11 protein-coding genes and 1 pseudogene are annotated in these 12,533 nt (G+C 70.2%); 11 read left to right on the top strand and 1 reads right to left on the bottom strand.

Annotation, left to right across the window (positions count from 1 at the left end):
- Positions 1-96: 96 nt before the first annotated feature.
- From IEY79_RS08540 to IEY79_RS08590, 11 genes and pseudogenes are all read left to right on the top strand, one after another.
- A complete protein-coding gene (locus tag IEY79_RS08540) occupies positions 97-885 on the top strand; it encodes a GntR family transcriptional regulator (RefSeq protein WP_189106726.1) in 789 nt (262 codons plus the stop codon).
- 150 nt (positions 886-1,035) lie between these two features.
- Positions 1,036-2,049, top strand: coding sequence for a substrate-binding domain-containing protein (locus IEY79_RS08545; RefSeq protein ID WP_189106727.1), 1,014 nt, complete (start codon positions 1,036-1,038; stop codon positions 2,047-2,049).
- Positions 2,050-2,146: 97 nt separating this feature from the next.
- On the top strand, positions 2,147-3,169 hold the full coding sequence (locus IEY79_RS08550; protein WP_189106728.1) for a sugar ABC transporter substrate-binding protein: 1,023 nt from the start codon (positions 2,147-2,149) through the stop codon (positions 3,167-3,169).
- Positions 3,166-4,251 (top strand): ABC transporter permease, encoded by a 1,086-nt coding sequence (locus IEY79_RS08555; protein WP_189106729.1) that lies wholly within the window; start codon positions 3,166-3,168, stop codon positions 4,249-4,251. Before IEY79_RS08550 ends, IEY79_RS08555 begins: the two co-directional genes overlap by 4 nt.
- A complete protein-coding gene (locus IEY79_RS08560) occupies positions 4,248-5,183 on the top strand; it encodes an ATP-binding cassette domain-containing protein (RefSeq protein WP_229700750.1) in 936 nt (311 codons plus the stop codon). Before IEY79_RS08555 ends, IEY79_RS08560 begins: the two co-directional genes overlap by 4 nt.
- Before the next feature lie 243 nt (positions 5,184-5,426).
- Positions 5,427-6,578 (top strand): annotated as a pseudogene (locus IEY79_RS08565) (ROK family glucokinase); the annotation flags it as partial.
- A 215-nt stretch (positions 6,579-6,793) separates the two neighbouring features.
- Positions 6,794-7,369, top strand: a complete 576-nt coding sequence (locus tag IEY79_RS08570) for a hypothetical protein (protein WP_189106730.1) — start codon at positions 6,794-6,796, stop codon at positions 7,367-7,369.
- 96 nt (positions 7,370-7,465) lie between these two features.
- Positions 7,466-8,782, top strand: a complete 1,317-nt coding sequence (gene pcaDC, locus IEY79_RS08575) for a bifunctional 3-oxoadipate enol-lactonase/4-carboxymuconolactone decarboxylase PcaDC (RefSeq protein ID WP_189106809.1) — start codon at positions 7,466-7,468, stop codon at positions 8,780-8,782.
- Positions 8,783-8,898: 116 nt separating this feature from the next.
- Positions 8,899-9,531 carry an MBL fold metallo-hydrolase gene (locus tag IEY79_RS08580; protein WP_189106810.1) on the top strand — a complete coding sequence of 211 codons (633 nt, stop codon included), beginning with the start codon at positions 8,899-8,901 and terminating at the stop codon, positions 9,529-9,531.
- A 143-nt stretch (positions 9,532-9,674) separates the two neighbouring features.
- Positions 9,675-10,454: an exodeoxyribonuclease III gene (locus IEY79_RS08585; RefSeq protein ID WP_189106731.1), complete on the top strand. Its 780-nt coding sequence runs from the start codon at positions 9,675-9,677 to the stop codon at positions 10,452-10,454.
- A 112-nt stretch (positions 10,455-10,566) separates the two neighbouring features.
- Entirely contained in the window at positions 10,567-11,007 is a 441-nt protein-coding gene (locus IEY79_RS08590) for a DUF6278 family protein (protein ID WP_189106732.1), read from the top strand.
- A 658-nt stretch (positions 11,008-11,665) separates the two neighbouring features.
- Here IEY79_RS08590 and IEY79_RS08595 read toward each other — a convergent pair.
- Complete coding sequence (locus IEY79_RS08595) at positions 11,666-12,409, bottom strand: hypothetical protein (RefSeq protein WP_189106733.1); 744 nt, start codon at positions 12,407-12,409, stop codon at positions 11,666-11,668.
- Positions 12,410-12,533: the final 124 nt, after the last annotated feature.

Here is a 12,533-nt window from a genome sequence, read left to right on the forward strand (position 1 = left end):
TCGGACGGTGAACGGCCGCTGCTCGCCGCCTCGCTTGTCCTGACAACCGAACTACAGGACTTTCCGTCAACATCGCACGGGGCTACGCTCGCCCACGTGTCCAAGCAGCCGGAACCAGAGCAGACGGGCGGATCGGCCCCTCAGGCCGCCGCGCTCCAGCTCGGTGTCGACCGCACCAGCCCGGTCCCGCTCTACTTCCAGTTGTCGCAGCAGCTGGAAGCGGCCATCGAGCAGGGCGGACTCGCGCCGGGCAGCCTCCTCGGCAACGAGATCGAGCTGGCGGGCCGGCTCGGACTCTCCCGGCCCACCGTCCGCCAGGCCATCCAGTCGCTCGTCGACAAAGGCCTGCTGGTACGCCGCCGGGGCGTCGGCACCCAGGTCCTGCACAGCCAGGTCAGACGCCCCCTGGAGCTCAGCAGCCTCTACGACGACCTGGAGGCGGCCGGCCAGCGCCCCGCCACCCGCGTGCTGCGCAACGCCGTCGAACCGGCCACCGCCGAGGTGGCCGCCGCGCTCGGGGTCGCCGAGGGGACGGACGTACGGCTCATCGAACGGCTCCGGTACGCCCACGACGAACCCATGGCCCGGCTGCGTAACCATCTGCCCGTCGAACTCCTCGACTGCGACACCGCACAGCTCGAAGCCACCGGCCTCTACCGGATGATGCGGGCCGTCGGCATCACGCTGCACAGCGCGCGCCAGTCGGTCGGCGCGCGCGCCGCCGACGCCGAGGAGGCGGGGCTGCTCGGTGAGGCGACGGGTGCGCCGCTGCTGGCGATGGAGCGCACCACGTTCGACGACACCGGCCGCTCGGTCGAGTTCGGCTCACACATCTACCGGGCCTCGCGCTACGTCTTCGAGTTCCAGCTCCTCGTGCGCCCCTGAGCCCCGAAGCACTCCCGGCGCCCGCCACGGCTCCCGGGCACACCCAATTCTTCGTAAGAATGTTCGGACAAAGTATTGACGGGGCCGCGTGTCCGCCGCTAGAACACCTCCAGCCGCAACGGGGCGGCCGGGAGAGAAGGCGGACCCACCATGCGTACCAACCGAAAGGCGGCGGGCCGTACGGCGGCGGCGCTGCTGACCGCATGCGCACTCGCCCTCGTCGCCGGATGCAGCGGCTCCGGCGGCAAGGACTCCGAGGACAAGGCCGACGACAGCGGCGGCGGCGGTACGGCGGCCAAGACCCCCCGCATGAAGATCGCCATGGTCACGCACTCCGGTGAGGGCGACACCTTCTGGGACATCGTCCAGAGCGGCGCGAAGGTCGCGGCGGCCAAGGACAACGTCCAGTTCCTCTACGCGGCCAACAAGGAGGGCAAGGAGCAGGCCCAGCTGATCCAGAGCTATATCGACCAGGACGTCGACGGACTCGTGGTCAGCCTCGCCAAGCCCGAGGCGGTCAAGGCCGTCCTCGCCAAGGCGGCGGCCGCCGGCATCCCGGTGGTCACGATCAACTCCGGCGCCGAGTTCTCGGAGCCCTTCGGGGCCCTCAGCCATATCGGCCAGGACGAGGCCGTCGCCGGTGAGGCCGTCGGCGAGGAGCTGAACAAGCGCGGCAAGAAGAAGGCGCTCTGCGTCATCCACGAGCAGGGCAACGTCTCGCTCGAAGGCCGCTGCGCCGGCGTCAAGAAGACCTTCGAGGGCACCGTCGAGAATCTGAGCGTCGAGGGCACCAACATGCCCGCGTCCACGTCGTCGATCGAGGCGAAGCTCCAGAGCGCCAAGGACATCGACGCGGTCGTGACGCTCGGGGCGCCGTTCGCCGCCGCCTCCGTCAAGGCGAAGGAGGGCGCCGGCTCCAGCGCCGAGATCAACACCTTCGACCTCAACGCCGACGTGGTCAAGCAGCTCAAGGCCAAGGAGATCGGCTTCGCGGTGGACCAGCAGCCCTATCTCCAGGGCTATCTCGCGGTCGACGAGCTGTGGCTCAACAAGAACAACGGCAACGTGATCGGCGGCGGGAAGCCCGTACTCACCGGCCCCGCGCTCGTGACCGAGAAGGACGTCCCGGCGCTGGAGAAGTACACCGCCCGCGGCACCCGATGACCATGCGCCGTACACCCATGCCTGATACTTGGGCCGCCGGGCGAGGACGTACGACGCCCGGCGGTACCGGGAAGCGCAGCAAGAGGGGCACGGCGTCGTGGCTAGGATTCGAACAGGGGCACGCGCGATCGGCGCGGTGCTGGCGGTGGTTCTCGGGGCGGCGTCCCTGGCGGGATGCAGCAGCACCGGCGGCAAACGCGCCGAGGAGCGGGCCGCGGCGGCCGAGGCCCAGGCACGGGGGCGGGCCGCGGTGAGCACACCGAAGTGGACCGTCGCCATGGTCACCCACTCGGGAGACGGCGACACCTTCTGGGACATCGTCCAGAAGGGCGCCGAGGAGGCCGCGACGAAGGACAACATCAACTTCCTGTACGCGCACAGCGACGAGGGCCAGCAGCAGGCGCAGCTCGTCCAGTCGTACATAGACAAGGGCGTCGACGGGCTGATCGTCACGCTCGCCAAGCCCGACGCGATGAAGGCCGTCGTCGCCAAGGCCACCAAGGCCGGCATCCCGGTGATCACCGTCAACTCGGGCTCCGAGCAGTCGAAGCAGTTCGGCGCGCTCACCCATATCGGCCAGGACGAGTCCATCGCCGGCGAGGCGGTCGGCGACGAACTGGACAGGCGCGGCCGGAAGAAAGCCCTCTGCGTCCTGCACGAGCAGGGCAACGTCGGCCATGAACAGCGCTGCGCCGGAGCGAAGAAGACCTTCGACGGCACGATGCGGAATCTGTACGTCGAGGGCACCAACATGCCGGACGTCCAGGCGTCCATCGAGGCGAAGCTCCAGAGCGACAAGAGCATCGACGCCGTCGTGACCCTCGGCGCCCCGTTCGCCGACACCGCCGTCAAGGCGAAGGAGACGGCCGGCAGCAAGGCCGAGATCGACACCTTCGACCTCAACGAGGCCGTCGCCGGTTCGCTCAAGGCGGGCCGTCTCGGTTTCGCCGTCGACCAGCAGCCGTACCTCCAGGGGTACGAGGCCGTCGATCTGCTCTGGCTCTACCGGTACAACGCCGATGTACTCGGCGGCGGGCGCCCGGTCCTCACCGGACCGCAGATCATCAACAAGCAGGACGCCGCCGAGCTGGAGAAATACGCGGAGCGAGGGACCCGATGACCACAACCGCACCACCCGTGAAGGACCGGCCGGGCGACGGCGACGGCGCCAGGAGCGGCCCGGCCGAGGACGAGCGGCTGCTCGGCGACTCGCCGCTGCGCAAGCTGCTCGGCCGGCCCGAACTGGGCGCGGTCGTGGGCGCCGTGGCGGTGTTCCTCTTCTTCTCGGTCGTCGCCGACTCGTTCCTGAAGACGTCCAGCTTCGGCACCGTCCTGTACGCGGCGTCCACGATCGGGATCATGGCGGTGCCGGTGGCACTGCTGATGATCGGCGGCGAGTTCGACCTGTCGGCCGGTGTGCTGGTGACCAGCTCCGCGCTGATCTCCTCGATGTTCAGCTACCAGATGACGGCCAACATCTGGGTCGGCGTCCTGGTGTCCCTGCTGGTCACCCTCGCCATCGGGATGTTCAACGGCTTCATGCTGACGCGGACGAAACTGCCGAGCTTCATCATCACCCTCGGCACGTTCCTGATGCTCACCGGACTCAACCTCGGTCTGACCAAGCTGATCAGCGACACCGTCTCGACCAAGAGCATCGGCAACATGGAGGGCTTCGAGTCGGCGCGCAAGGTCTTCGCCTCCGAACTCAACCTCGGCGGCGTCGAGTTGAAGGTCACCATCCTCTGGTGGGCGGGCCTGGTCGCCCTCGCGACCTGGATCCTGCTCCGTACCCGCTTCGGCAACTGGATCTTCGCGGTCGGCGGCAACGCCGAGGCCGCGAGGGCCGTCGGCGTCCCGGTGCGGCTGACGAAGATCGGGCTCTACATGGGCGTCGGCTTCTGCGCCTGGGTCTCCGGCCAGCATCTGCTCTTCTCGTTCGACGTCGTACAGTCCGGCGAGGGCGTCGGCAACGAGCTGATCTACATCATCGCCGCGGTCATCGGCGGCTGTCTGATCACCGGCGGCTATGGCTCCGCGATCGGCTCCGCGGTCGGTGCCTTCATCTTCGGCATGACCAGCAAGGGCATCGTGTACGCGGAGTGGAACCCGGACTGGTTCAAGTTCTTCCTCGGAGCGATGCTCCTTCTGGCCACCCTGCTCAACGCATGGGTCCGCAAGCGCGCGGAGGCAACCCGATGACCAGCACGCCCAGCACGCCCACCACCCCGACCGCCCCGACCGCCGGCGGAACGGCGACCACGACACCCCTGGTCGAGCTGGACGACGTCAGTAAGTACTACGGCAACATCCGGGCCCTCGAAGGCGTCTCGCTGGAGGTGCACGCGGGTGAGATCACCTGTGTCCTCGGCGACAACGGCGCGGGCAAGTCCACCCTCATCAAGATCATCGCGGGGCTGCACCGGCACGACTCGGGCGAATTCCTCATCGAAGGCAGGAAGACGGCGCTCGGCTCGCCGCGCGAGGCGCTCGACCTGGGTATCGCCACCGTCTACCAGGACCTCGCCGTCGTACCGCTGATGCCCGTCTGGCGGAACTTCTTCCTCGGTTCCGAGCCGACGAAGGGCGCGGGCCCCTTCAAGCGCCTCGACGTCGAACTGATGCGCCGTACCACCCGCGAGGAACTGCTGCGGATGGGCATCGACCTGCGCGACGTCGACCAGCCCATCGGGACCCTGTCCGGCGGCGAACGCCAGTGCGTGGCGATCGCCCGCGCCGTCCACTTCGGGGCCAAGGTGCTCGTCCTGGACGAGCCGACCGCCGCACTCGGCGTGAAGCAGTCCGGAGTCGTACTGAAGTACGTCGCCGCCGCGCGCGACGCGGGTCTCGGCGTGGTGCTGATCACCCACAACCCGCACCACGCGTATCTCGTCGGCAACCGGTTCGTCGTGCTCAAGCGGGGTGTCATGGCCGGCAGTCACACCAAGCGGTCGATCACCCTGGACGAGCTGACGCGCCAGATGGCGGGCGGCTCGGAGCTCGAAGAGCTGAGCCACGAGCTGGAGAAGGCTCCCGCACCGGCCCACCTCGGTGGCCGTCCGGTGGACGACGGTGGGCAGCTCGTGAAAGAGGACGAGAACGGCGAGCCGCCGGGCGGCGTCGCCAAGCCCTGACCCACCTCCCCACCTTCCTGATGGCAGAATCGGCGGCGGTGGACAACCCCCACCGCCGCCGCCCCGGACACCGGGCGCGACGAGCCCCCGATCCGCAGGGACGACACGACACGTGCGAGTACCCAGGCCGCGTTCCGGTAGCAGCGCCGCCAGCCCGCCCGGCGGCCCCAGCCCGGGAAGTCCCCGCCCCACTCCGGCCGCCCGTCCGGCGTCGGCTCCCCGCCGGCCGAGGGGGCGGCTGGGATGAGCACCTACCGCGACTTCACCCACCGGGGCACCGCGCGCGCCACCGTCCTGCGGACCGTCGGCACCCGCGAACGCCGCTCCCACGCGTCGGCGCCGCGCGTACCCACCGTCGGCATCGACATCGGCGGTACGAAGGTGATGGCCGGTGTCGTCGACCCGGACGGCAACATCCTGGAGAAGATCCGCACCGAGACGCCGGACAAGTCCAAGAGCCCGAAGGTCGTCGAGGACACCATCGTCGAGCTGGTGCTGGACCTCTCCGACCGCCACGACGTGCACGCCGTCGGCATCGGCGCGGCCGGCTGGGTGGACGCCGACCGGGCGAAGGTCCTCTTCGCCCCGCACCTCGCCTGGCGCGACGAACCCCTCAGGGACTCGATCTCCTCCCGGCTCGCCGTCCCGGTGATGGTCGACAACGACGCGAACACCGCCGCCTGGGCGGAGTGGCGCTTCGGCGCCGGACGCGGCGAGGACCACCTCGTCATGATCACGCTGGGGACCGGTATCGGCGGCGCCATACTGGAGGACGGCCGGGTCAAGCGCGGCAAGTACGGCGTGGCCGGCGAGTTCGGCCATATGCAGGTCGTGCCCGCGGGGCACCGCTGCCCGTGCGGCAACCGCGGCTGCTGGGAGCAGTACAGCTCCGGCAACGCGCTCGTCAGGGAGGCCAGGGAACTGGCCGCCGCCGACTCACCGGTGGCGTACAACCTCATCGAACGCGTCAAGGGCCACATCCCCGACATCACCGGCCCCCTGATCACCGAGCTGGCCCGCGAGGGCGACGCCATGTGCGTCGAACTGCTCCAGGAGATCGGCCAGTGGCTCGGCGTCGGGATCGCCAATCTGGCGGCGGCCCTCGACCCGTCCTGCTTCGTCATCGGCGGCGGCGTCAGCGCGGCGGACGATCTGCTGATCGGCCCCGCGAGGGAGGCGTTCCGCCGCCAGCTCACCGGGCGCGGCTACCGGCCGGAGGCCCGTATCGCCAAGGCGCAGCTGGGCCCCGAGGCCGGCATGGTCGGCGCGGCCGACCTCTCACGGCTCGTGGCGCGCCGCTTCCGCCGGGCGAACAGACGCAGGCTGGAGCGGTACGAGAAGTACGAGCTGTACGCGGAGGCGATCCGTACCGGGCGGATGCCCCAGGAACTGCGCGAGGAGCAGGAGCTGCGCGAGGCCGAGGAGTCCCGCGCGGCCGCCGCGCGCGAGGCGCGGGAGACCGCGGCGGCGCGAGCGGAAGCGGAGGCGGAGACCGAGCCGAAACCGGCGTCGGACGAGCACACCTCCGAGGCACCGCGCGCACCGGGAGAGCCGCGGGAACCCCGCGACAACCCCGGCCGAGCCCCCCGCACCAGCCAGGAACCTCCCTCATGACCGTGCCCCATCAGTCGAAGTCTCCGGACGAGGTCCAGAAGCCGCCGGAGAACCACCGCCACATGGTCCGCCGCCGCTGGCTGACGGCGATAGTGATCGTGCTGCTCATCGGCATCCCCGCCGGTTATCTCGTGGTGTCGGCCGGCCAGAGCAGGCGCAGCGGGCTCGACAAGGAGCTGGAGTCCTCGGCCACCGGCCTCACGGACGACGTGCCGTCCCGGATGAAGCAGCGGGTCTTCGAGGTGCCGATCCCCGCGCGCGCCACGAACGTGCGCTACTACGAGACGAGCAACTGGAAGTCCAGCCGCCTGTATGTGCAGTTCAACGTGACGTCGGGCCGGCTCGACACCTTCCTCACCGAACTGGGCACGCACCGCTCGGCGCTCAAGGAGGGCCACGTCAGCATCGCGCCCCGCGACTCGCGCACCGTCGGCTGGAACTTCGTCCCCACCCGCGTGTGGTCCGGCACCACGCACAAGCAGAAGGACCCGCGTCCCACCCAGGACATCACCGTGGACCTGAGCGATCCGGCCATGCCCCGCGTGTACGTCGTCTCCACGACCACCCCGTGACCACCACATGGCGACCACCACCCCGTGAGGAGTGGCGGTGACCATCTCACTAACCTGACGCGAGTGAGTGAAGTGAGCGAAGTGAGTGACACGACGATGCCTGCCCCGACACTGACACTGCAGTACCGCATGGACGGACCGGACGACGCGCCGGTGCTCATCCTGGGTCCTTCGCTCGGTACCACCTGGCACATGTGGGACAGGCAGACGCCGGAGCTGGCCAAGCACTGGCGGGTGGTCCGGTTCGACCTGCCCGGCCACGGCGGCGCGCCCGCCCACCCGGCCACCGGCGTCCCCGAACTCGCGGACCGGCTCCTCGCCACGCTCGACGGACTCGGCGTGCAGCGCTTCGGTTACGTCGGCTGCTCCATCGGCGGCGCGATCGGCGCGGAGCTGGCGCTGCGCCGCCCCGACCGTGTCGCCTCACTTGCGCTGGTGGCGTCCTCGCCGCGATTCGGTACGGCAGACGAGTTCCGCCAGCGCGGTGTCATCGTCCGTACGAACGGTCTCGACCCGATGGCCCGCTCGGCGCCCGAGCGCTGGTTCACGGCCGGCTTCGCCGCCGCCCAGCCCGCGATCGTCGAGTGGGCGGTCCAGATGGTCCGTACGACCGACCCGGGGTGCTACATAGCCGCGTGCGAGGCGCTCGCCGCCTTCGACGTACGGGCCGAGCTGGGCCGTATCGGTGTGCCGACGCTCGTGCTGGTGGGCGCCGAGGACAAGGTCACCGGCCCCGCCGAGGCCCGCACGCTGGTCGCCGGGATACCGGACGCCCGGCTCGCCCTGGTGCCGGGGGCATCCCACCTGGCGCCCGTCGAGCAGCCGGCCGCCGTCACGGACCTGCTCGTCCGCCACTTCTCCACCGCCTGGCAGAACCCCTCGGACACCTCGACGGGTCTGACGGTGCTGCCGGACTGGGCCACCTATCCCGGGCCGGGGGCGCCCGCGGGGCCGCCGACCCTGTCGCCGATGACCTCCCCCGTCGCCGAGATCGCCTCCGCCGAGCAGCCGCAGGCCGTGGCCGCCGTACGCCCGGACCCTTACGAGGCGGGCATGCGGGTCCGCAGGGAGGTCGTCGGTGACGCCCACGTCGACCAGGTCATGGCCGAGACGGCCGGCTTCGCCGGTGACTTCCAGGAACTCCTCACCCGCTACGCCTGGGGCGAGGTGTGGAATCGGGAGGGCCTGGACCGCCGCAGCCGCAGCTGTGTGACGCTCACGGCCCTTGTCGCCGGCGGTCACCTGGACGAGCTCGCCGTGGAGACCAGGGCCGCCCTGCGCAACGGCCTGACCCCGGACGAGATCAAGGAAGTACTCATCCAGGCGGCCGTCTACTGCGGCTTCCCGGCGGCGAACGCCGCGTTCCGCGTCGTCGGCGCTGTCGTCCAGGAGGAGACCACCCCCGACAGGTGACGGCGCCGCCCCGGCCCGCCCGTTTGCTGTCGTGGTGGCGGATGTCGACCATGGGATGGTGCGATGCCGGTGTCGTACGGAACACCGCCCGGGAACCGCAACACGAGGTGATCACGGTGAAACTCACCAAGAAGTCCCATTCCTGCGTCCGACTGGAGAAGGACGGGCGGACGCTCGTCATCGACCCCGGCGTCTTCAGTGAGGAGGACGCGGCGATCGGCGCCGACGCCGTCCTCGTCACGCACGAGCACCCGGACCACTTCGAGGAGGGCCGGTTGCGGGCCGCCCTCGAAAGCAACCCGGAGGCCGAGATCTGGACCCTGCGCAGTGTCGCGGAGCAGCTGTCGGCGGCCTTCCCGGGGCGGGTGCACACCGTGGGCCACGGTGACACCTTCACCGCGGCGGGGTACGACGTGGAGGTCCACGGGGAGCTCCACGCGGTGATCCATCCCGAGATCCCGCGTGTCACCAACGTCGGCTATCTGGTGGACGGTTCGCTCTTCCACCCCGGCGACGCGCTGACCGTCCCCGGCCGGCCGGTCGAGACGCTGATGCTCCCGGTGCACGCGCCCTGGAACAAGGTCTCCGAAGTGATCGACTACGTGCGCGAGGTCAAGCCGCGGCGCGCCTTCGACATCCATGACGCGCTGCTCACCGACCTGGCGCGGCCCGTGTACGACGGCCTGATCGGCCGCCTCGGGGGCGCCGGCCACAGCAGGCTCGCCCCCGGCGAGGCGACCGACCTGTGACCAACGACCTGTGACCACGGACCCGTGACCGCCCACCGGTGACCACGGCCCCGTGACCGCCCACCGGTGACCACGGCCCCGTGACCGCCGAACGGGGACGGTCGCGAGGGTGACTGTCAGACCCCGCGGATAGGCTGTCGTCCATGCGCATCGCCACCTGGAACGTCAATTCGATCACCGCCCGGCTGCCGCGGCTGCTGGCCTGGCTGGAGAGCACGGGCACGGACGTGCTGTGCGTCCAGGAGACCAAGAGCACCCCGGAGCAGTTCCCCTCCGACGCCCTGCGCGAGCTGGGTTACGAGTCCGCGGTCAACGCCTCGGGCAGGTGGAACGGAGTGGCGCTGATCTCCCGCGTCGGTCTGGACGACGTGGTCAACGGCCTGCCCGGCGGCCCGGAGTACGAGGGCGTTGAGGAGCCCCGCGCCATCTCGGCGACCTGTGGCGGCGTCGGGATCTGGTCGGTGTACGTGCCCAACGGCCGCGAGGTCACCCACGAGCACTACGCGTACAAGCTGCGCTGGCTGGAGGCGCTGCGCGCGGCGGTGGCCGACGACAGCGCGGGGGACCGGCCGTTCGCCGTCCTCGGTGACTTCAACGTCGCGCCGACCGACCAGGACGTCTGGGACCCGGCGCTGTTCGAGGGCGCCACCCATGTGACGCCCGCCGAGCGTGCCGCGCTGGCCGCGCTCCGCGACGGCGGTCTGGCCGATGTGATGCCGCGTCCGCTCAAGTACGACCAGCCGTACACTTTCTGGGACTACCGCGAGCTCCGGTTCCCGAAGAACCGGGGTATGCGGATCGACCTCGTCTACGGCAACGGGCCCTTCACCGCTGCCGTCAAGGACAGTTATGTCGACCGTGAGGAGCGCAAGGGCAAGGGTGCGTCGGACCACGCCCCGGTCGTCGTGGATCTCGACCTCTGATGTTCCGGGGGGCGCGGTCGGCATCGGCGGGGCCGACCGTGGGCATTCTGCCTCTGATACCGCCCGCGTGCCCTGAGGTGCGCGGGCACGGGGAAATGGCAGGCTGAGTGGTATGAACATCCCTTTCTTGGACAACTGGCGCAAAAGGAACGGCGCGGACGAGGGGGCTCCGCAGGCGTCCGTCGTCGGGGATGACGCGGAGGGTGTGGCCGAACTGCTCTCGGAGTGCGAGCTGCTGCGTGTCCGGGCGGCGCAGTCCGGGCTCGAACTGGATGATTCCCCGGCCTCGTTGGAAGCCCTGGACCAACTGCCTCCGCGCTGGCGCGACGACCCCGAGGAGCTGCCCTGGCTGGGCAACGACGCGGGGCTGTATCTCGGCACGGTCATCGTCCGTACGGTCGAGGGGGCGGCCTGGCACATCTGGCCCGGTGGCCATCCCGTCGTACGGCTCGTCTCCGGCCGGGAGATCCAGGTGGTGGAGGCCGGTCTCGACTGGGCCGTCAGTGGCGCGCCCGAACTGTCACAGGTGTACGCGGAGGCGTCCGAGGCCTGAGCCGCGAGCCGGGCCCTTGGGTGTTTATACGGCTTATGCCCGATTTATGCGTGTCGGGTGTGAAGTCCCTTGGTGCGCTGGATAGTTTGCGCTGACCTCGACAGAGCCGAGAACGGGGAGGGCAGTGTATGGCCGTCGACCACGGTCCGACGGGCAGTCCGCGGCGGGAGCCGCGGCCGAATCCACGACGCGTCCAGGCACCCCCGACCGGATCCCCCGGTCCGGGAGTTCGGGTACGCGGGCGAGCTCATCGCGGCGGATCTGGACTACGATTTGCCGTTCATCCCCAAGGTGACGGCGACCGTGCCCGCAGAGGCCACGGATGCCGCGCGTGTCCGCCGTGCTCCACGCACGCGGGGATGGTCCCGCCGCCGCCCGAGGCGCGGTAGCTCAAGGGACATGGCCCGCCTCCCGCTTCAGCGGGAGGACCCTTCGGCGGCAGCCGGAGATCACTTCTCGCACCGCGGGACCGACCAGCACGATGGGTCGGGCGTGGCCGGGGAGAAGGTCAGCTGCGCGCCGGGAGGGGCCGTGCCGGACATGGAGCGGGCCCGCGTCGTCGTGAGGCACGGCGAGGGCGCCGCTCTTCTCCTCTTCCGGCCCGTACGCCCTGTTCTCCTCCCGGCCCTCCGCCCGTCTGCCGTCCGCCGGGCGCCGGTCAGCTCGTCGCCCGGTGCGAGGTGCGTACGGCCGGGGCGGGCTCCCGCGCCGCCTTGGTGACATCGGCGACCAGCTCGACCACATCGGGGCCGTATGCCTGCGAGTTCACCACCTTCAGCAGCAGACAGAACGTGTCGCGTCCGTGCCTGCGCGCCAGCTTCTCGTGGTGCCTGGCCAGATAGCGCGAGGCCGCCTGGTTGGTGATGGCCCGCTGTCCGCAGAAGAGGAAGACCGGCCGGGCGTCCTGACCTGCGGTCAGCCGCGCCAGGAGGACGTACTCCGCCACGCCCGGGTCGAGGCGGTACCGCTCGGTCCCGATCTGGAAGGCACCCCGGTCGGGGCCCGGATCCGGATCTGTGTTGATCTTGACACCGGGCAGCAGCGAGGAGAGATGGGCGGCCATCCGGCGGTTCGACGCCGGGCCGCCGAGGCAGAACTCCGTCCGCTCACCGAACCCCTGCTGCGCCGAGTCGTGCTGGACTATCTGGGCGTGTGCGCCACAGTCCTTGATCAGCGCGGACATCTCAAGAAGCGCGAAGACGTCATGACGGTGGACGGCCCCGTCGCCGCCCGCCTCACGGTTGACGACCAGCAGGCACTCGGAGTTGCCCGGCAGCCCGAAGAACGCCTGCTTCCTGTTCAGTTTGCGGCGCCAGAGGTAGGTACGGGCGAGCCAGCCGAGGGAGGCACAGATACCGGCGGCGAGCGCCCAGAGAACGATGTCGCGTACGTCGTCAGTCATGGGCGCGCACTTTAGCGGGACGGCGCCGTGACGGACATCCCGCGCCGACTTCGGGGCAAGTGGTTCTGGCGGGGCGCGAATGGTGAAGTTACGCTCCGCGGACGGTCGTCCCCCGGAGGTACAG

The organism is Streptomyces camponoticapitis (assembly GCF_014646115.1).
Taxonomy (GTDB): Bacteria; Actinomycetota; Actinomycetes; order Streptomycetales; family Streptomycetaceae; genus Streptomyces; species Streptomyces camponoticapitis.